Source organism: Lysinibacillus piscis, from assembly GCF_026012395.1.
GTDB classification, from domain to species: Bacteria; Bacillota; Bacilli; order Bacillales_A; family Planococcaceae; genus Lysinibacillus; species Lysinibacillus piscis.
Map to the genome: position 1 here is coordinate 984,119 of NZ_BRZA01000002.1, position 20,593 is coordinate 1,004,711.

The window sequence follows — 20,593 nt, forward strand, 5'->3', positions numbered from 1 at the left end:
AATCTTACTACGCTTCACAAAAAATACAACTCTTTTTAGCAAATTCAGCAATTTTTTTCGTAAAGGCGGAAATAATGCTGGAAACTATCTATTTTTAGCATGTTTTTTTTGATCAAAATCGCACTTTTTATCTAGTAAATGACAAAAAATACATTTTATATTTCATCGCTATTTTTTAATGGAATATGCACGGAAAAAATACTGCCCATTGTTGGTTCACTTTGTACAGTAATGGAACCATTATATTTTTCTAGTAACATTTTCGTAATACTTAATCCTAAACCTGTTCCACCTTGTTGACGATTCCTTGCCTTATCCACACGATAAAAGCGATCAAAAATATGGGGTATTTGTTCAGCAATCATACCAATACCATTATCAGCAACTTTCAACACAGCCTCTTGCCCTATCTTCGATAAATCTAGTTCAATCTGTGGTGTATTTTCACAATAACGAATCGCATTTTCCACTAAATTTCGCACAATTTGACCAAGTGCATTTTCAGTAATAAATAATCGACCTACTTCCTCTTTCTGCGTCCATTGTATCTTGGCAGTGGGATACAATTGCTGCATATCCTCTATGACCGCTTCTATAACGGTTATTGCATCCGCTTCACTACTATCATCCTTCTCCTCACGTCGTGCCAACTCCAATAACTCCTCAATCATTTTACGCATTCGCACAATTTCAGACAGTGATGTATCAATCGATTCCTCTAAAATAGCTGGATCATTTTTGCCCCATCTTTTCAATAACGACAAATGCCCTTCAATTACTTGAATCGGTGTACGTAGCTCATGAGAAGCATCTGTAACAAATTGCTGCTGCTGAGTAAACGAAATTTGTAGCTCATTCATCATATGATTATACATCTTTAATAAATCGCCAATTTCATCATGAGATGTATGTGCTAGCTGAATCGGCTCATTAAAGCCTGTATCTGTCACCGTTTTCATCGATGTACGTAATGCTTGTAATGGACGCATCAAATAACTTGCTAAATAATAACCAATAGAGCCTGATAGTACCAATGCGCCAAGCCCAGCAATTAGCATAGCTGTTAACACATATTTCATCAAAGACTGGAATTTAGACAATGGATGAATGACTTGAATATAGCCTTGAAAAAAGCCAAGCTGAATTGGCTCATTGATGACATACACATCGGTTTGATCAAGCGTCGTTTCTAGTATTTCCTCTGTCAATGTTAAAGGAGCGACTGGTGCAGTATCATTAATGCGTAACACGGGCACACCTTTTATCGTCAACAAGCTCACCGTTTGCTCACGATCCACAATGGCATTTAGCAGTCCTGTATTTTGCTGAATTTGCTCAATCGTAATATTGGGTCCTTGGGAAGCTAAAAAAGCGGCGACATCATCACTTGTGCGCTTTACTTTGCTTTCCTCATCGTTCAATAGCCATGTATGAAGTGCTAAATAAACGACAAAACAAATAATGGCATAGCTAAAAAAGATGACTGCACTTGATGTAATCATCCATTTACGCTGTAATGATTGATGACGCATCCATTCTTGTAGTTTTTTCATTCTCGCATCACATACCCAACTCCTCGAACGGTTTCAATATAAGTATTCATCCCACCTGGTAGCTTCGTACGTAAATGGCGAATATACACATCGACTACATTTGTTTCAACATCCGTATCATAGCCCCATACCGTTGTCAAAATAAGCTCTCGGGTACAAACCTTATTTTTGCGCTCGATTAATAATTTTAATAAATCAAATTCCGTTTTCGTTAACTCTAGCTTGCTCCCCTTTATTTCCACCTCATAGGCTGCTACATCCATCACAATGTCCCGACAGGTCAGTGCTTCACCTGTTGTTTCAGTTGGCGTGACACGGCGTAAAATCGTGCGAATACGGGCAAGCAGTTCCTCAATAGCGAACGGTTTCACTAAATAATCGTCTGCTCCTGCATCTAAACCTGCTACACGGTCCATCACTGCATCTCTCGCTGTTAGCAATAAAATCGGTACATCAGATTGTGTGCGAACACGACGACAGATTTCGATGCCATTGATACTAGGTAGCATGACGTCCAATAATAGGACATCAAACGTTTCTGAAGCAGCTAGTGCCAAGCCTTCACGTCCATCTGCTGCCACACGAATATCGTAGCCCTCATGCTGTAATTCAAGCTCAACAAATCGGGCAATATGTTTTTCATCTTCCACCAACAGTATTTTTTTTGGCATGTACTCACCTTCTATCTTCATATTTCATTGTTATAGTATCAAAGAAAAAGCCTGTCGGACAAGTAATGGTGCACATGTCCTACAGACCAATCGTATGATTATTCAGCTATACATAAATGATCTTTCCCCTGCTCCTTTGCTTTATACAAAGCTTGGTCTGCTCGCTCTAATAATTGGTCCAATGTATGACCATGTTCAGGATAATAAGCAATGCCCATTGAAGCAGTCGGTGCAAAATCATGACCTTCGATTGTCCAGCCACGTCGTAATCCTTCACGGATTCGCTCGATAATATGCATCGTTTGTACATGCCGTTTCTCTTGGTCCCCTGCTAAACCAGTTAAGACCACGACAAATTCATCGCCACCGATACGAATCACTAAATCATGACTACGTATGGATGTAATTAATACTTGCCCAAACTTACGGATGAATTCATCCCCCATATCATGTCCATAATTATCATTGACATCTTTAAAATCGTCGCCATCAATGAAAAATAATGCTAAAGAATGCTGATTGCTCGTCATTTTATCTAAAATCACAGGAAATTCCTTTGCTAAATAACGACGATTAGGTAGCTGTGTCAGTGTGTCATGATAAGCAAGGTAAAGTAAATCGTTTTCCCATTCCTTACGATGTGTAATTTCTCTCGATAGCATCATAATTTGTGACACTTTCTCACGCTTTGGATCATTCACAATCGTTATATTGCCTTCTGACCATCGTGTTGAGCCGTCCTTTGCTTTTAACAATAACTCCAACTGTGTATCATGTTGATCCTTATAATCTGTTAAAAATGCTTGCCATACAGCTTTGCTTTCGTCCGCCAAAATATTACTGTAAAAATGTCCTTGTAATTCAACATTTCGGTAACCTAAATAAAGCTGATACGACGGCGATGCATACATAATAATACCGTCTTCATCCGTAATCACAATTAAATCATTTGTATTTTCTGTAATGAGTCGGAATGTACGCTCCGTATTTTTCAATTCAATGAACATTCTTTTCTTGTCCGTAATATCATAATTAATGGATAAGTATTGCGTAATTTGCCCTTGTTCATCCTTCAATGGAATAATAACTGCTTCTACCCAGTAATCTACAAGATATTTTGTGCGGAAACATAGTTCACCACGCCAAACCTTACCGTCTTTAATGCTAGCAATCATCGTTGTCACACTTTGTTCTGAAGTGCGAGGGTCAATAAGATGATAGGGCTGTCCAATGATTTCATCTGCCGTGTAGCCTAATGCATTCAAAAACAATTCATTAATTTCTTCAATATTGCCATCTACATCTAAAATCGCAATCGCTGTTGCAAAGTTCAATGCGGCTTTAAATACTTCTAAATGATGTGTTTTTGAACGCAACTCCACTTCTTGTTCAGTAAACATCGTTAAGTCTTGCATCACAAGAAAAATGGCTAAAGAGTCTGCATCATAGGTAAATGAGGAAAATGAAATCAAATATACACGTTCTTGCTGGTCAAGTGTGCGAAGTCGAATAATTTTCTGACCAATCACTTTGCCAGCGACTACGTTTTGTATATATGTGTCCATTTTAGCTGCCTCTTGCTCCGTAATAATGGGCAACTTGCTAAAAGGCTGTGATTTCACATCCTCAGCATGTAAGCCAAAATCTTCTACAAAACGGGCATTCACTTCATAAATCGTGCCTTCTTGGGATAAAATGGCTGTAGAAATAAACGAGCGGTCAAATACGGAACGCATAAATAAAAATTTATCTTCAATCTTTCGCTCATAACGAATTTCCTTCGTAATGGCTAAAATATAATCTTCCTCTTGATGGCGTAACGGGCGGACTGTTGTTTCATATTTCCGCTGTTCAGATTGTATGAAAACATAATCCATATAATCAACCTGTTGTTGTGTGGCGATAGCCAAATCATAATTTGCTCGAACTAAGGTAAAGGTACGTTCTGACGTCACGGTAGAAAGCATTTTACCTACAGCTTCATTTGTTAACAAAGTTTGAGCTGCTTGATTTAAGCGAATATATTGATAGTCATTTCCTATCTTTTTCATTAAGAAAGCAAAATCTTTGCCCATAAATAATTCATTAAACACATGCTCGCTTAAAAAATTCTCCATGCTATTCCCCCTCTATTTTATTTAGCTACAATTGCCTAATTAGTTTTCTTCTATATTTAAAATTGAATGCTGTGTCAATTGTTATTTTATGACTGTTGACCTATGTAACTAAAGGCTTCTAGTAATATTAGTATACCATAATATAACGTCATTTATCGTTATCAAAATCAGGAAGTGATCCCCTCATAATGCCGTATATGTTATCGGCATTTTCATGCAGAAGTTGACATAGTATACATGATAATGCCCTATAGAAATTTTTGTACTAGTACACCTTAAAAATACTTATCAAAATGCGAATAAAATAATTGCAGAATGACTTGTCACTGTTATATTATATTAGTAAAACTAGCCTTTTTTCGGTACGGTCAAAATCAGTAAGACAACGGAAGATTATGGTTTTCATAGTTGTAACGTCTAGTTCTTTGGGTTTGAATTCCTGCACGAATTTTAGTTGATGGATTGTTTGAATGGAATTGTTTTAACTACCCTTGCAAAGGAGGCGTTTCGCATGCTTAAACATCGAGACCTACATGAATGTACTGAGCTTTATGAACTATTATCACACCCTGCTGTTTTTCCATTTGTCCGCCAAAAAGCGACATCAGCTGATGAATATTGGTTTATGACAAAACAGCTTATTGAAGAAGAGGCACAAGGCCTAACGATTTCTCGCACAATTACAGATGAATGGGGACAGCCAATCGGTACAATCAGCATTCATGACGTAGAAGATGGTGCTGGATTTTTAGGTACGTGGATCGGACTTCCCTATCAAGGGAAAGGATATAATCAAAAAGCAAAGTTATTATTTTTAAATGAATTATTTTTTGACTATCAATTCCATACGGTTTTCTTACGTATTCGTGTAAACAACGTACGATCACAGCGTGCTGCTTTAAAATTACCGTATGTACTGGAAGCGAATGATAGTCATCCAACATTATTAGCACAAGTTAACAGTGGTGAAGCACAGTATAACTTATATAAAATTCCAAAAGATTTATTTTATTTAACAACTGCCCACGAGCAGGTAGAGGAAGAAGAACAAGCAATGTAAAGCAAAAAGCGATGTTGGCTGTCATAAACAGTCAAACATCGCTTTTTATCTTGATTCAGCCATTTTTTTGCGAAAGCTTGAGTAAAACATAGCAGCAGCAACAATTTTTTGCAAGCTTATAAAAAATATAGACGCCATTATGCTGGAACGTAATGGCTTATTTTTTGTATTGCAAAATTAACTGCACCATTTCATCTGGTGTTTTAGGACGCTGTGTTTGCTCCATCGTCAATATCATTTGTGATTGTCGCCCTACTAATGACTCTATCGCTTGCATAAAGGAGTCTTTTGTCAGCTCTTCCTCTATCAAAACATCCGCAAAGCCTTGTTTTTGAAAAAGTTTTGCGTTTAAAATTTGGTCACCGCGGCTTTTTTGCGCAGACAATGGAATCAGTAACATCGGCTTATGTAAGGCTAAAAATTCAAAAATAGAGTTTGAACCTGCACGTGATACAACAAAATCAGCAGCATGCAATAAATTAGGTAATTCCGTTGTCACATATTCAAATTGCTTATAGCCTACTGTATCCACCAATGTTTGGTCAAGATTGCCTTTACCACATAAATGAATAATCGAAAAACGCTTTAATAGCTCAGGTAAATTTTGACGAAGGGCGTCATTGACAACAACTGACCCTAAGCTTCCTCCCATGACAAGCAGTACAGGTTTTTCGCCTGTAAATCCGCACAATGTCAGCCCTTTTGTCCGATTACCTGTAAAGAGCGCTGGACGAATAATTGAGCCTGTACATGTTGCCTTATCTTGTGGTACATGCTTTAATGTTTCCTCAAAAATTGTAAAAATATGAGAAGCAAATGGTAAGGCAATTTTATTCGCTAAGCCTGGTGTCACATCTGATTCATGGACAACCACAGGAACACCCGCTAATTTCGCCGCCATCACCACAGGAACTGAAACAAAGCCACCTTTTGAAAAAATAACTTGAGGCTTTACTTTTTTGATAATGCGTAAAGCTTGCATCATACCTGCCACGACTTTAAACGGATCGGTAAAGTTTTTCATAGAAAAGTAACGGCGTAATTTGCCACTTGCAATGCCGTAAAAAGGCACATTCGGAAAGGCATCGCCAATTAATTCTTTTTCAATGCCCTGCTCTGAGCCAATATAATGAACAGCATAACCAAGTTGCTGTAAAGATGGGATAATCGCTTGATTCAGCGATACATGCCCCGCTGTGCCCCCACCTGTTAACATAATTGTTTGTTCTTTCACATTAATTCTCCTATTCAAAACGATCTTCATGTTCTCTCTAGTCTTTTATTTTACTATATGCATTTCAAAAACGATAGATGATATATACCAAAATCCATTGTGTGTATGCTATACTGAATCAATTCTGCTCCAACGGATGTCCAACCGTCTATATCTGACACTAGGTTGCGTTTTCTATATCGAAAGCGCTAGCGACAGATACAACAAATGACATCCACTGAACCAAGATATTATTCTAGTAAAGGATGTACGCCTCATGCACCAAACAACAACACTAAAAGCAAAATATGCACTACTTTTAAAAATGATTGTTCCTATTTTAGTGACGCAAGTAGCAATGTATCTTATTTCATTTTTTGATATTTTAATGTCCAGTCGCTACGGTACTGCAGATTTAGCGGGTGTCTCGATTGGCTCCTCCATTTGGATGCCGATTTATACAGGCTTGTCTGGTATTTTATTAGCTATTCCGCCCATTGTTTCACAGCTTGTCGGTGCTAAAAAGAAGCACGATGCCAAAAAAGCAGTACAACAAGGTATTTATGTTGCCCTGTTATTAGCGAGCATCATTTTTATCGGACTTTTTTCAAGTATTGACTGGATTTTAAGTCATATGAACTTAGAGCCTGCCGTGCATCATATCGCTAAATTTTATATTTACGCCATGTGTGCTGGTCTGATACCGTTCTTTTTATTTTTCGTACTACGCTGCTTTATCGATGCACTTGGTAAAACACGTGTCACAATGATGATTACCCTACTCACAGCACCCATTAATATCGTTTTGAATTATCTCTTCATTTTTGGAAAATGGGGTGCACCAGAGCTAGGTGGTATTGGTGCAGGTGTCGCAACAGCAATTACCTATTGGATGATTCTTTTCGTAACGATCTGGATTATTGCCAAGCATACGCCATTTAATCGTTTCCGCTTATTCCATGATTGGCCGAGACTTGAATGGCTACGCTGGAAGGAAATTCTCATGATTGGTGTACCCATTGGGATTTCTTTATTTGCAGAAACAAGCATTTTTGCGGCAGTGACGATGATGATGAGCCGCTTTAGCACTGAGGTTATTGCAGCTCATCAAATCGCTTTAAATTTCACTTCCTTGTTATACATGGTTCCTCTTAGTATTGCAATGGGTGTAACCATTTTAGTCGGCTTTGAAATTGGAGCTGGTCGCCACCATGATGCGAAATTGTACAGTTATTTATGTGTGGGGACAGCAATTGTCTTTAGCTTCGTATCCGCCTGTATTTTATTTGTCTTCCGTGAACCAATTGCTAGTATGTATACAACAGATGGTAAAGTATTATCCTTTGCAGTCCAATTTTTAGTGTATGCAGCGATTTTCCAATTATCAGATGCCATTCAAGCCCCTGTCCAAGGTGCACTACGTGGCTATAAAGATGTGATGATTACCTTTATCATGGCTATTATTTCCTATTGGGTGATTGGTCTACCTGTAGGCTACACCATTGCTACATATACAGACTTTGGTCCATTTGGTTACTGGCTTGGCCTTGTTGCAGGATTAACAGCAGGTGCAGTTACGTTATTAATACGCTTACTGCTTGTGCAAAAACAATTGACACAGCGTGTATAAATAAGCAAAAGCATCTACTTTTTTAGCGTAGATGCTTTTGCTTATTATGAGCATTTTTCACATTTAGTTGCTCTCTGCTGATGAAAATGTGTATAAATATCTTGTTCCTCCATTAATCGTTGCACAATTTGGTCATGATTACTTGAATATGCTGTCTTTGCAAAAAGACACTAAATTGCGGTAAAAACATCTTTGGTGAATGATGTAGCTCAAGATACATATTATCGCCATTATGAAGAATCACCTTCAAATCAAAAGGATCAAAGCTAATATCAAATGGAGATATTCTTTGCTTCGCTTGATATATGATTTCCACCGCAGCGATATCTGTATAATTAATTTTTTTCTCTGTGCGATAGGTTAGTAATTCCACTATTTTTTTAGTCGTCGTATTCGAATAGGTCTGTATCCCTAAGCCATCTTGTTCAATAACCCAATAATCGTTAAACAAAACAGGAAAAATCAGTATACAGCCTATAAGAAAGACAAACAACAAGAGTCCTATTGGTTGATAGCCAAAACCTGTAAGAAATAGACTGATAATGAGCCAGACAAATAGAAACCATATTCCCTTTTTAACACTATATTTTTGCCCTACGATATAAGGCTTTTTGAAAAAAGGGCTACCTTGCACGAGTTCATCTAGTGATATACCATATAAATCTGATAAAGATACAAGATTATCTATAGATGGCACAGATAAACCTTTCTCCCATTTTGAAACGGCTTGTGTTGTCACATGTAATTTCTGTGCCACCTGCTCCTGTGTGTAGCCCATTCTTTTTCGATGAATTTTTAACATATTCGCTAATAGCATACCCATCTCCCCTTTCACAATTAGCGTATCGTTTTTGACCAAAATAAACAATCAACTGGTGGTTGAATCCCTATTTCAAGCCTTTTATTTGCTCAAAATAAATGGCATAAACCATATTATGTATCACTAAAGATACGTGTGGAAAGATGAAATATACGAATGCATCCAATTAGATAAAACCAAAAAGCTGATGGAAAGGTATTTGATTCCTTTCCATCAGCTTCTGCACATTCATTATTTCTGAATAAATTGTTGTGTCCAGTAGTTACCTGTTTTCACATAACCGACACCAATATGCGTAAATTTCGCATTTAAAATATTGGCACGGTGGCCTGGTGAATCCATCCATGCTTGGACAACTTCTTGTGGTGTGCGTTGCCCCTGCGCGATATTTTCCCCTGCACTCTTATACGAAATACCTAACGCTTTCATACGGTCAAACGGTGAACCGAATGTTGGGCTTGTATGTGAAAAATAGTTTTTGCTTTGCATATCTAGTGATTTTTCACGTGCAGCTGCCATTAGTTTATCATCCGTTTGGAATGGCGCTAAGCCCGCTTTTGTACGCTCTGCATTCGTTAACTTCACAACCTCTTGCTCAAAAGCATTCACATCAGATGATGTTGATGGTTTTGGTGCTGTCGTTGTATTATCCTTTGGTGTTTCTGTTGAAGGTGTCGTTGGCTTTGGTTGTGTCACATTCTCTCCTTTTGGTGGAGTAGATGGTACAACGATCTGCCATTTATGATTAGACCATTTATATTGGTAAACTTGACAGTTTGTTGTTTGCTTTACTTGGTTCCCCTCTGTTGTATTTGATGCAGCAGAAGCCAGTTGAACGGGAGCTGCTAAAAGAAATGTTGCACAAATTGCAGTAAGTGTTTTTTTCATGTTTGCAATTCCTCCTTTTCTGTCACCAATCGTAAATGATGATTTGCACACTTTTTTTAGCAACATCTACCAATCAAACCATACTTCTATAAAAAGAGCGTAATATCAAGGTTTTCATGCCTTATTTTTTAGTAATATTCGTTAATTTGTGCAACACTTACATTTGAAATGGGGTTGACAGTCTAGCAAACTAGGATTCGCCGATGATAGACAATGCTTGTATATTTTCACCAATCACCACTAGCTGGGCAGGCATTTTCACATATTCAGGTAGCCATTGCACCATGCCATATGCATATTGGAAAAGCATTGGATTACGAATTCCCTCAATTGGTACATAGCCTTTCATACGATAGACTGTATCTGGAAGGGCCCGTATCCATTCTTCAAATTGTTCCTGTGTAAAGGATACATCTTGAAAAACGATTAATCGAGAACCTAGCTGCATCGAAGCAATGGGCGTTTTCACAACCTCTTGTGTACGTCCGACTGTTGCCGTTAAACGTTCAAGCAATGATAAGGGTACACGCCCATTCGTCGTTTGAATAATCATGGCATGTGGATTGAACCCTTGTAATTCATAGACAACCTGTGCTTGCTCCGCTGCTGTTAATAAATCCATTTTATTAGCCAGCAATAAATGCGCATGGCGAATTTGTTCCATAAACAATGTACGCACTTGTGGTGTCAATGTCGCTCGGTCTAACCACAGTTTTGCATCTGCTACCGTCACAATCCCTTTCACATGTAGTTGATCTGCAAATAATGGAGAATATACTGCATCAAGTGCTTCTACAGGATGAGCCGCTCCTGTCGTTTCAATCACCAACACATCAAAATCATAATCGGCTAATAAAGACTGAATTTGTGCCTCTGTTTTTTCTGCTCCCGAACAGCAAATACAGCCCTCTAGCATTTCCTTTAATGGGATATCCTTCTCAACAGCTTGTGAATCAAAGGGAAGCTTCCCTAGCTCATTCATAATAACGGCTGGCTTTAATCCCTTTTCTTTAAGCTGACGAATGAGATCTGTCAGCATAGATGTTTTACCACTACCTAAAAAACCACTCAATAAATACACATCTTTCATCCTTATACCCTCCACTTCAAGCTAAAAAGCTGTCGCACACACCAAATGGTGACGACAGCTCCTTGCTTTAATTGTTTGTATCTTCTGTTTGTTCAGTTATACTTGCTGTTACTAGCTCTTTTGCTTTGCCTAGCTGTGGATCATCTTGTTTAATTTTCACACGTAAAGCATCCATTAAAGCATAGGTTGTATCTCCTGTTAGCACACCTGTTTCTTCTAATTTCTTTTCTTCTTGTAGTTTTTTCACAGCACGTGTTGTATAGTTATCAAATTGTCCATCTGCTTTACCTGGCTCATAGCCCAATGCCTCTAGCATTTGCTCAGCCGCTTTAATGGAGTCAGACTGCATACCTTCCTTCATTTCTAAAGAAGGATTCAAGTATGGCAATGACGCATAGCTTGGATACGCTACTTTCACATCTGGTGCAATTCCTTTTTCATGAATCCAGTTGCCATTTGGTGTTAACCATTTTGCCATTGTGAATTTCAAGTTAGAACCGTCTTTTAATGATGCTACATTTTGCACAGTTCCTTTACCAAATGACGTCTCACCAACGATTTTAGCACCTACTGACTCTTTTAGTGCTGCCGCTAAAATTTCAGAGGCTGAAGCACTACCACCATCGACCAGTACAGTAATTGGTAATTGATATTTTTTACCACTTGTCGCATTGACTACTTGTGGCTCCCCATCTTTATTTTGTACTTGTACAATCGGCTTGCCCTCTGGTACGAATAAATCAGCAATGCCTTCCGCCGCCTTCAAGTAGCCACCTGGGTCTTGGCGTAAATCCAAAATAATCCCTTTCATGCCTTGTTCTTCGTATGTTGACATCATTTTTGTGAATTCTTCTGCTGTATTCTCACTGAACGATGTAATTTGAATATGTGCAATATTGCCCTCTAGCATATGACCATACACCGTTTCCACTGGAATATCATCACGAATAATCGTCAGCGTAATCGGTTCAGTATGACCGTCACGTTTAATCGTTAATTTAACTGCGGTACCTTTTTCACCACGAATTAAGGCAACTGCTTCTGTAGCACTGAAACCTTGAATGCTTTTTCCATCCACTGTTAAAATAATATCCTGTGGTAATATCCCTGCTTTTTCAGCTGGGGAATTTTTAATTGGCGATACAACAGTAATGAAACCATTACGCTCTTGCACTTCTGCACCAATTCCTTGGAAGCTCGAAGACAGGCTTGAATTGAACTGTTCAGCCTCCTCCTTCGCCATATAATCAGAATACGGATCGCCTAATGCATCGAACATGCCATTGATTGCTCCGTTAATTACTTGTTCATCGTCAATATCCTGATAATATTCTTTTTTCAATAAATCAAAGGCATCATATAACTTCGTAAACTCAGACCGTTCAACAGGTATTTTCACCTCTACGATTTTTTCCTCACCAAATGTTAACGCAAAAATTGTTAAAGCTGCTGTAATAAGAATGGTTAAAAACATCAGCATAATAAATTTAAACGGTTTCATCTGTATAAAGCGTCCAGCCAATTTGACATCTGCTTTTGCTTGTTCTTGTTGCTCCATTTCATCTTTTTTCTGTTCGTCCATCTTGATTGTCACCACTCTCATATACACTAACTGCTTATTTTCGATTGACTGCTTGTTGAAAGGTTCTTCAATCAGGTCATCTTTTGTGTCATATACGCACCATTTTGCGATTGACCACATCATTACTATCTTAACAGGTTATCATGAAGACGAAAAGAAAAAGTCTGCCAAAATCATTGAATGGCACACTTTTTCTTGGCTCCTATTCTTCTAACGTCTTCTAAAGATAGACGGTTCCACTTAAACGTCTAAAATATAGGTAAGCTGTGCTAGTTTGGCTGTTTTTATTTTTGTTTCAGCTTGCTTGACAGCAGAAAGACCTGTAAACGTGCCTGTTTTAATACGGTAATATGCACCATCTTGTTCAATATAGACAAGCCACCCAAATCTTATTTTCATCAGTTGTGCTGCACTATCTACGGCTTGCTTTGTGCTATAAGTGCCTGTTAAAATACGATATTTATTCGTGCCAATTGGTGTTTTTGGCACATCATGCGCCTGCCGAATCATATCAAGAAACTGTGACCATTTCACTTTCCCTGCTCTTAAATTGCGTGGACAATTTTTACCACTAAAAAAATGATGCTGGACAACATGGTCGATGGAAATATTTTCTTCTTTCATAATTTTAGCAATTAATTGGGCCGCATTTTGTACAGCTTTTTGATAATTTCCATCTTGATTGACACAAATTTCGATTTGTATGCCTTCTGTATTGCCTTGATATGTCCCTGCTCCCCAGCACTCCCAAAAATGCTCAAAGGATTGCACTGCTTCTTGATCGTCTACCTGCCAATGCCAGCTTGCCTGTCTACTATTGCCATTCCACTGCAAGCGTGCATGTGCATCGGCATCCGCCCCAATATTCGTATTATCTGTCTCATGCACAACAATATATTTCTTTTTATTATGTTGACCGTTTGTTATCATCACAGCTTTTGAAGCGGCTACTAATTTTTGGCGAATGGTAATCAATGAATTCCCTCCTTTACATGTATAATAGATGATATGCCCTATCTCCTATCTTTATTGCTAGAAATTTCCGAGAGTAGATAAGGCATTACTACTATACATATGCTTTGACAGTCATTCTCTTTGTGTACTAGCACATCATGAAAGAGGTATTCAATGTATTCATGAAAAAAGACACAAGCTATTTCTCTTGTGCCTCTACTAATTCTGAAACGGTCACAAAACGATAACCTTGCTTCTCTAGCTCAGGCAAAATATGGGCTAATGCCTTGACTGTTTGCTGTCGATTGCCACCCCCATCGTGAAAAAGCACGATATTGCCTTGTTTAGCTCCTTTTAACACAGTACGTACAATCCGATTTGTACCAGGGCTTTTCCAATCCATCGTATCTAAATGCCATGACCACATCACAACCTTATAGCCTGCTTTTGTAATTCCTTCAATCATGGCATCCGTATACTGCCCCTCCACTGGTCGGAATAAATGTGGCTTAAATCCGGTAATACTATAAATAACAGCATTGGTTTGTTCAATTTCTTGCAATAACGCAGGAACATTCGTCTTTTTTAACGGATGGGTAAAGGTATGGTTTGCCAATTCATGTCCTTCCTCATACATTCTCAAAATAAGCTCAGGATTTTTTTCTGCATTTGCCCCAACAATAAAGAAGGTAGCCTTTGCCTGATATTTCGCTAGCACATTTAGAATGTCAGCCGTATATTGGCGATGTGGTCCATCATCAAAGGTCAACGCAATCATTTTTTCCTTTGTATCAATTTCCCATACAATTTGTCCTGCTTCCTCATAATATTTTCGTCCTTTATTTTCCAATGTGCTCGCCTTCACATAAAAGACAGCAGAGGTACACAAACAGGCAAATAACAGCAAAAGCAGCCACTTTTTCAATGCTTCACTTCCTCTATTTTAAATAGTCGATACTTTATTATTTGAGGAAGATAAGAAAACATGCATTGCTGAGCTAAAAAGACGGTGGTGTGACGGAAAATAAAATACTCACCTCATGTACTGTACGGTTGCTCCATTGATGCTCAGCATACGCTGGAATTTTCACACTATCCCCCGTCTGTAATACACATTTACGATTAATGCATTGCTATCAATTATGTGGTTTATCTCCTATATTGTACGCGAATGGCTGTTAGCACCTGTTGTCCAAGATTACATGGAGCAGCTAACAGAGATGGCTTTGGTCTCAAATTATTATTGACCAAGGCAACCCCTGCCTAAAATGGCAACAAGAGACGGTCTGAGATAGACTGTCTCTTGCTGTAGTCACTTTTATCCTATATTAACAGGCTGTAAGACCCCCACCGATTGAAGGTTCACTTTATTTTTTTCGCATCACAATAAAGGAAATGGATGTGCCCTGATTCGGCTTACTCTTTATATGCAAACCTTGACCATATAGTCGTTTTAGACGTAGATTAGTATTTAATAAGCCAATTCCTTTCGCATGGCTAGTTTGTAGCTCCAGCAACTGTGCCGCATGCTCCTCCTCCATACCAACACCATCATCTGTCACCGTAATTTCAATATTTCCACCAACATTGACAATATGTAAATAAATCGTCCCTCCCTCTCTACGCTTCAAAATACCATGTGTGAGGGCATTTTCGATTAAAGGTTGAATGGTTAAGGATGGGATGCGTACATCTGTGGCTACTTCAACATGACACTGAAAGGTGATACGTTCACCAAAACGTTCTTGCTGAATGTACATATAGGAATGGACTAAATGTAGCTCATCCTCCAGTGGTACAAGGTCCTTCGTATTTTGGAATTTGTAGGATTCTCTTAAAAAGTCACTTAACGCTTCTAGTAATTTACTAGCACGCTCATCTCCTATTTCACTAAAGGTCACAATCGCATTTAAGGCATTAAATAAAAAGTGGGGCTCTATTTGCGCCTGAAGCCATGCTGCCTCCATTTGCAGTCGCTCCTGTACTGCTGTTTTCATGTTTGTCAGTGCCTCTACTCTTGCTCTTAGCTCCAAGCTATTGACAGGCTTTGTCACATAATCGTTAGCACCTGCTAAAAAACCATTGTCCATATCCATTGGCTGATTACGAGCTGTCAACAGTAACACAGGAAGCTCAATCATGGAAAAACGCTGACGAATTACCCGTATCAGCTCATATCCTGACATTTTAGGCATCATGACATCTGAAATAATCAAATCCCAAGTATGTGTATGTAACATGTCTAGTGCTGCCATACCACTTGTCACAGTTACCACCTCATACAACTCACTTGGCAGAATCGTTTCAACCACTCGTAGATTAATCGATTCATCATCTACTACCAATATTCGAGCACGCTTCCCATCTATAACAGCTTGCTCGGGTTGGTATTTTAGTTGCTTAGCTGCTGCCACTTCCTCATATGGACTGCTTACTGGCTGTTTACTGTCCACTAATCGATCCATTACAGTAGATAGTGGTAAAGTAAATCGGAACGTTGATCCCACCCCTATCATAGATTCTACCTGTAATATACCTCCATGCAATTCCACAAGACGCTTACTAATGCTAAGACCTAACCCAAAGCCCCCTTCTACCATTGCCTTGCTGAGCTCACCCTGTTCATATGGCTCAAATAGTCGCTGCATTGTATCCGAATCAATACCAATACCCGTATCACTAATGGCAAACTCTGCCCTTCCATCTTGCTGATTCCCTGTAATAACAATCTGGCCTTCATTTGTAAATTTCAATGCATTATGCAATAGATTAAAGACAATTTGAATCACCCGATTTTCATCAGCATACACTTTGGGAAAATCTTCAGGAATTTCAAGTATGAACTGAATATCTTTCCCTTCCTTCATAAAGGACAGTATATCGATAACGCCCATAATAATGGTATGAATCGAAAACGTTTGAAGCTGTAATGTCGGCGTATTTTCCTTTAAGTGCATCACATCCAGTAAATCATTTAACATGAGAGACATCCTTTGACCAACAGAGAGCACTGTTTCTAAATCATTCACACTTTTCGTACTTAATGCATGGGCTTCACGCTCTAAAACCGCCTTTGATATATTTAAAATACCATGAAGTGGGTTACGTAATTCATGTGATGTATTGGCTAAAAATTCATTCTTTAATTTATCTGCCTTTTGGAGCTTCATCGCTAGCTTTTGAGTATCTGCATGTACTTGCGCATACTCTTTAAACCACACTGTTGCTAAGCAAGCCATCGTTATTATCAAATCAAATGGATAATGAATCATTTTTGTGCCCGTGACAAGTAAAATACCATACCAAGCAATATTATTAATAAAAGCTACAATGGCAAGCAATAGAAAAAGATGCTCTCGCCATTCTTTGATGGATTTGCACAACATAATGACCATTGTTAATGCCATTGGAATGCCTAATAATGTCCCATAAACAGGTTGAATCAACACAACATAACGAGCAGGCAGTATAAGTGTTAAAAATGCTGCCACACCGTACAGAACAAAGGAGTAAGGCATCCATTTATGTATTTTCGTTGGCAACCATTTCATCATACATTGCCACAAGGAATAGCCTATACCAAGCATGGCAAGGTGCACTCCTTTAAAGCCCCATTCATAATTGATGGACAACCAATAGGATAATAATTTTTCATCACTTCCTAACAAATAAAATAACATCGTGCTAAACATTAACAGCGAAAAATCAAGTAATCGTTTATCCTTATCGCCTATTGTATACAAAATCACCGCATAGATCGCATGAATAAGAAACACGACTGCCACCAATTGCTGCATGGCTATGGACAATTGTACTTCTCGATTCACTACATCTGCCTTGCCGAATTGAATCGAGCGCACAATTCCTCCATTACGTGGGTCTTGAAAATTGGCTACTTGCACAATAATATCAATAACCTCTTGCCCATTTGTTTGAAAAGAAAGCGTATACGGAATATTTTGGGCTACCGTGTCGCTCGCCCGCTCTCCTAGCTGACCTGCTCTACCTAATAGTCTGTGATTAACATACACCTCTGAAGCACTTCGAATGCTAGGTATACGCAGGCTATATGTCATATCTTCCTCAGGTTTCACAATAATCTTCAAATGATAAGAGCCATAACCATAAGGGGTCTTGTCACCTTCTTTTAATGCTGTACTCCAACCTTTTGGCACTTGGATAGCAGTTGGAGCCTTTGTTGGCACTGACTGTTTGCCTTGCTCTGCTAGCCATTCGTATGGGTAAAATAACCATTCCCCATCTAATGTGACGACTTGTCCCTCTTGAATCGCTTGATTGCGTAAATCGATTTGTCCTTTTACAGCATAGCTCTGACTTGGATGATTGAACACGTCAAACCATAAAAGTCTTGCGCCTGTTAAAAACAAAATAAATAAGCTAATGATGATGATAATTTTTCTTTGTTTCATACCTGCCATATCAAAGCACATTATATAGATGTAGCGCTTTGACACTACGCCCCCTTTATGCATAAATCAACATTTTGCGAAATTTATATCATATCAAATGCTCCTACACATAAACTGAACAACTAGTCTAACAAAATATTTCTACACAGAGAAAACAAAAAACTCCCCAATAGGCTCTGATATATTCAGTCACCCATTGGGGAGTTTATTTTGTTCTCGCAATACCATATGATACTTTTTCGCTATATATTAAGATGTAATGACTTACTGCTAGAACAACCAGTAAGTAATAAATTATTTCATTCTAATTGGCAAGTTCATAATGAATTGATGTAAGACACTTTCCTATAAGAAAGTAACAAAAGAACATGTTAGATATCGGAAGCCTTTTTACATACATCATAAGTTGATTTTTAGAGAATGCAGTTTCAAAACCTTGTAATCCAAACACCTTTCATTTATAATTTAGTTAAGTTAACTAAATTATTTTAGATACGGAGGATTACCATTGGAAAAAGAATTACTTATCAATGAAAATAAACAAAAGAAACCATTTCTTTTTAAACTTGGGATAGGGCTTCTGATTTTTTATCCTATACTTTGGGGTTTTGCAGCCATCGTACCATTTATCCCATTTCCAACCTCTATAAAGGCTACTATCATAACAGCATGTATAATAGTAGGAGAAATCTTTTTTTTGATAGGTGTTGCCTTTGTTGGAAAAGAAGTAGTAACCAAATATAAAAGTAAGTTAAATCCAAAAAATTGGAGAAAAAAAAATGACAGACAACAGTAGAACAAATGAAAATATAGCTACAAAAATCAATCAAACACTGGAAGAACTATGGCTGTTACTTGAAACAAAAGAAAGGAGCTATACAAATTTTCAATTAAATAATCAACAATATACGTTATTAACATTAATTATTCGATACCCCTCCTCCACCCCTACAATGTTGGCAGAAATAATGAATATAACCAAGAGTGCAATCAGCCAACAGTTAGTAAAGCTTGAGGCGGAAGGGTATATTATTAGAAAGCAACATACCGATGATAAACGTGCATTTTCAGTTGAGCTAGGCGAAAAAGGCTTATTGTATAAAAAAGAATGTGACCTATTTATGCAACAGCTTTCTGAAAAATATTATGCAAATTTATCACTTGAAGAATTAACCAATTTTTTATCAGCACTTCAAAAACTAACAAAAGTAATTGATAAACTGTAGTGTTTATTCAACAACTTTTAAAGAGCCTTGCTATAATTTGACTATAGCAAGGCTCTTACATTTACAATTAGAAAACCAAAATCTCAAGCAAGTGTCCTGTAGCAAAATCAAAAAACCCATTAGGCTCTGATTTGTTCAGTCACCTAACAGGTCATGAATAGCAGGCTTTAAAGGTTCGTTCAACCTCTAAATCCTTGATACCATTTTAGTCGGTTTTTGGTTGGCTGCACGTTTTTCTCCAAAATCACATACAGCTAAAACATGGATATATCAATTAGTCTTGAATCGCTGCATCCAATGCTACTACGATCATATCATTGAATGTTGTTTGACGCTCTTCTGCTGTTGTAACCTCACCTGTTAAAATGTGGTCACTTACTGTTAGAACTGCAAGTGCTTGACGTCCAAATTTTGCTGCTAGCGTGTAAAGTGCTGCTGATTCCATTTCGACAGCTAGTACACCATACTTCGCTAATTTTTCATTTTGGTGCTCATCTGAATAAAACAGGTCTGCTGTAAAAATGTTCCCTACTTTTAGATTTAAGCCAGCCGCTTGTCCTGCATTGTATGCTTTTAATAATAAATCAAAGTCAGCGATTGGTGCAAAGTCGATTGCGCCACCCCAAATAATTTGATTCATACGTGTATCAGATGTTGCTCCTTGCGCTAAAATCACGTCACGTACTTTCACGTCTTTTTGAATCGCACCACAAGTACCTACACGGATTAATTTTTGCACATCATATTCTTGCATTAACTCTGTTGCATAAATTGAAATCGATGGTACACCCATACCCGTACCTTGTACAGAAACACGTTTTCCTTTATATGTTCCTGTATAGCCAAACATATTACGTACTTCATTGTAGCAAGTAACATCCTCTAAAAATGTTTCTGCAATGTATTTTGCACGTAATGGGTCCCCTGGTAATAAAATTGTATCAGCGATTTCACCTTTTTTTGCATTAATATGAATACTCATATGCCAATCCCTCTTTTCTATCAGTTTCACTTTCCATCATACTTGGTTTCAGAAAATTTCGCAATGCTAGACGTCTAGCAACTAAAAATCTTCTTCATATAAAGCCCACAGTGCATCAAAAGCTTCAATACTTAAATTGTCTGTTGCAAATGATTCAATATAAGAAGAAAGCTCATCAAAATCTGTGCTCTGCTTCGGAAAATTATGCTCATGAAACATATCTTCCGCAAAGCGTACCTTGATATCTCCCCAATCTCCTCCACGGAATGTAAGTGCATACATATAAAAACTTCTATTACGCATGATAAATCTCCTCTTCATTCAAATACTTTTTGCCAGTTTAACAAAAAAACGAGCCATCGTCATACAATGGCTCC

General features: G+C 38.0%; 17 protein-coding genes and 1 pseudogene. 4 read left to right on the forward strand and 14 right to left on the reverse strand.

What is annotated here, in order from left to right; all coding sequences use genetic code 11:
* Positions 1-155: 155 nt before the first annotated feature.
* The 3 genes from OPF91_RS11440 to OPF91_RS11450 form a co-directional block, all read right to left on the reverse strand.
* On the reverse strand, positions 156-1,553 hold the full coding sequence (locus OPF91_RS11440; RefSeq protein ID WP_264988877.1) for a sensor histidine kinase: 1,398 nt from the start codon (positions 1,551-1,553) through the stop codon (positions 156-158).
* Positions 1,550-2,224: a response regulator transcription factor gene (locus OPF91_RS11445; protein ID WP_264988878.1), complete on the reverse strand. Its 675-nt coding sequence runs from the start codon at positions 2,222-2,224 to the stop codon at positions 1,550-1,552. Before OPF91_RS11445 ends, OPF91_RS11440 begins: the two co-directional genes overlap by 4 nt.
* A 98-nt stretch (positions 2,225-2,322) precedes the next feature.
* Positions 2,323-4,341 carry a diguanylate cyclase domain-containing protein gene (locus OPF91_RS11450; protein ID WP_264988879.1) on the reverse strand — a complete coding sequence of 673 codons (2,019 nt, stop codon included), beginning with the start codon at positions 4,339-4,341 and terminating at the stop codon, positions 2,323-2,325.
* A gap of 511 nt (positions 4,342-4,852) precedes the next feature.
* Between OPF91_RS11450 and OPF91_RS11455 the strand changes: the two genes are divergently transcribed.
* Positions 4,853-5,401, forward strand: a complete 549-nt coding sequence (locus OPF91_RS11455; RefSeq protein ID WP_264988880.1) for a GNAT family N-acetyltransferase — start codon at positions 4,853-4,855, stop codon at positions 5,399-5,401.
* A gap of 157 nt (positions 5,402-5,558) precedes the next feature.
* Here OPF91_RS11455 and murG read toward each other — a convergent pair whose 3' ends face one another.
* Entirely contained in the window at positions 5,559-6,635 is a 1,077-nt protein-coding gene (gene murG, locus OPF91_RS11460; RefSeq protein ID WP_264988881.1) for an undecaprenyldiphospho-muramoylpentapeptide beta-N-acetylglucosaminyltransferase, read from the reverse strand.
* 256 nt (positions 6,636-6,891) lie between these two features.
* On the opposite strand from murG, the gene OPF91_RS11465 reads away from it, so the two are divergent.
* Entirely contained in the window at positions 6,892-8,244 is a 1,353-nt protein-coding gene (locus OPF91_RS11465) for an MATE family efflux transporter (protein WP_264988882.1), read from the forward strand.
* A 112-nt stretch (positions 8,245-8,356) separates the two neighbouring features.
* On the opposite strand, the gene OPF91_RS11470 is transcribed toward OPF91_RS11465, so the two are convergent.
* The 8 genes and pseudogenes from OPF91_RS11470 to OPF91_RS11505 all read right to left on the reverse strand — a co-directional run bounded on the left by OPF91_RS11470 (position 8,357) and on the right by OPF91_RS11505 (position 18,053).
* Positions 8,357-9,061 carry a helix-turn-helix domain-containing protein gene (locus tag OPF91_RS11470; protein ID WP_264988883.1) on the reverse strand — a complete coding sequence of 235 codons (705 nt, stop codon included), beginning with the start codon at positions 9,059-9,061 and terminating at the stop codon, positions 8,357-8,359.
* Positions 9,062-9,295: 234 nt separating this feature from the next.
* Positions 9,296-9,952 carry a CAP domain-containing protein gene (locus OPF91_RS11475; RefSeq protein ID WP_264988884.1) on the reverse strand — a complete coding sequence of 219 codons (657 nt, stop codon included), beginning with the start codon at positions 9,950-9,952 and terminating at the stop codon, positions 9,296-9,298.
* A 190-nt stretch (positions 9,953-10,142) separates the two neighbouring features.
* A complete protein-coding gene (locus OPF91_RS11480) occupies positions 10,143-11,042 on the reverse strand; it encodes a CobW family GTP-binding protein (RefSeq protein ID WP_264988885.1) in 900 nt (299 codons plus the stop codon).
* Positions 11,043-11,109: 67 nt separating this feature from the next.
* Positions 11,110-12,624, reverse strand: coding sequence for a lmo1851 family serine protease (locus tag OPF91_RS11485; protein ID WP_264988886.1), 1,515 nt, complete (start codon positions 12,622-12,624; stop codon positions 11,110-11,112).
* 240 nt (positions 12,625-12,864) lie between these two features.
* The gene (locus OPF91_RS11490) at positions 12,865-13,599 is read right to left on the reverse strand and encodes a peptidoglycan recognition protein family protein (protein ID WP_264988887.1); all 735 of its coding nucleotides are present in this window, start codon (positions 13,597-13,599) and stop codon (positions 12,865-12,867) included.
* A gap of 178 nt (positions 13,600-13,777) precedes the next feature.
* The gene (locus OPF91_RS11495; RefSeq protein ID WP_264988888.1) at positions 13,778-14,503 is read right to left on the reverse strand and encodes a polysaccharide deacetylase family protein; all 726 of its coding nucleotides are present in this window, start codon (positions 14,501-14,503) and stop codon (positions 13,778-13,780) included.
* Between the two features lie 73 nt (positions 14,504-14,576).
* Positions 14,577-14,687, reverse strand: a pseudogene (locus tag OPF91_RS11500) (MerR family transcriptional regulator); the annotation flags it as partial.
* Between the two features lie 258 nt (positions 14,688-14,945).
* The gene (locus OPF91_RS11505) at positions 14,946-18,053 is read right to left on the reverse strand and encodes an ATP-binding response regulator (RefSeq protein ID WP_264988889.1); all 3,108 of its coding nucleotides are present in this window, start codon (positions 18,051-18,053) and stop codon (positions 14,946-14,948) included.
* 463 nt (positions 18,054-18,516) lie between these two features.
* Between OPF91_RS11505 and OPF91_RS11510 the strand changes: the two genes are divergently transcribed.
* A complete protein-coding gene (locus OPF91_RS11510; protein WP_264988890.1) occupies positions 18,517-18,804 on the forward strand; it encodes a transporter suffix domain-containing protein in 288 nt (95 codons plus the stop codon).
* Complete coding sequence (locus OPF91_RS11515; RefSeq protein WP_264988891.1) at positions 18,788-19,234, forward strand: MarR family winged helix-turn-helix transcriptional regulator; 447 nt, start codon at positions 18,788-18,790, stop codon at positions 19,232-19,234. Before OPF91_RS11510 ends, OPF91_RS11515 begins: the two co-directional genes overlap by 17 nt.
* Before the next feature lie 274 nt (positions 19,235-19,508).
* On the opposite strand, the gene deoD is transcribed toward OPF91_RS11515, so the two are convergent.
* Together deoD and OPF91_RS11525 are read right to left on the reverse strand one after the other, a co-directional pair.
* A complete protein-coding gene (gene deoD / locus OPF91_RS11520) occupies positions 19,509-20,216 on the reverse strand; it encodes a purine-nucleoside phosphorylase (RefSeq protein ID WP_264988892.1) in 708 nt (235 codons plus the stop codon).
* Positions 20,217-20,297: 81 nt separating this feature from the next.
* Complete coding sequence (locus OPF91_RS11525; RefSeq protein ID WP_264988893.1) at positions 20,298-20,519, reverse strand: YozE family protein; 222 nt, start codon at positions 20,517-20,519, stop codon at positions 20,298-20,300.
* Between the last annotated feature and the right edge of the window lie 74 nt (positions 20,520-20,593).

What these genes read in the sequence shown, in the direction of transcription:
- OPF91_RS11440 (WP_264988877.1), bottom strand. Translation starts at nt 1,553, where the DNA reads ATGAAAAAACTACAAGAATGGATGCGTCATCAATCATTACAGCGTAAA.
- OPF91_RS11445 (WP_264988878.1), bottom strand. Translation starts at nt 2,224, where the DNA reads ATGCCAAAAAAAATACTGTTGGTGGAAGATGAAAAACATATTGCCCGA.
- OPF91_RS11450 (WP_264988879.1), bottom strand. Translation starts at nt 4,341, where the DNA reads ATGGAGAATTTTTTAAGCGAGCATGTGTTTAATGAATTATTTATGGGC.
- OPF91_RS11455 (WP_264988880.1), top strand. Translation starts at nt 4,853, where the DNA reads ATGCTTAAACATCGAGACCTACATGAATGTACTGAGCTTTATGAACTA.
- OPF91_RS11465 (WP_264988882.1), top strand. Translation starts at nt 6,892, where the DNA reads ATGCACCAAACAACAACACTAAAAGCAAAATATGCACTACTTTTAAAA.
- OPF91_RS11470 (WP_264988883.1), bottom strand. Translation starts at nt 9,061, where the DNA reads ATGCTATTAGCGAATATGTTAAAAATTCATCGAAAAAGAATGGGCTAC.
- OPF91_RS11475 (WP_264988884.1), bottom strand. Translation starts at nt 9,952, where the DNA reads ATGAAAAAAACACTTACTGCAATTTGTGCAACATTTCTTTTAGCAGCT.
- OPF91_RS11480 (WP_264988885.1), bottom strand. Translation starts at nt 11,042, where the DNA reads ATGAAAGATGTGTATTTATTGAGTGGTTTTTTAGGTAGTGGTAAAACA.
- OPF91_RS11485 (WP_264988886.1), bottom strand. Translation starts at nt 12,624, where the DNA reads ATGGACGAACAGAAAAAAGATGAAATGGAGCAACAAGAACAAGCAAAA.
- OPF91_RS11515 (WP_264988891.1), top strand. Translation starts at nt 18,788, where the DNA reads ATGACAGACAACAGTAGAACAAATGAAAATATAGCTACAAAAATCAAT.
- deoD (WP_264988892.1), bottom strand. Translation starts at nt 20,216, where the DNA reads ATGAGTATTCATATTAATGCAAAAAAAGGTGAAATCGCTGATACAATT.
- OPF91_RS11525 (WP_264988893.1), bottom strand. Translation starts at nt 20,519, where the DNA reads ATGCGTAATAGAAGTTTTTATATGTATGCACTTACATTCCGTGGAGGA.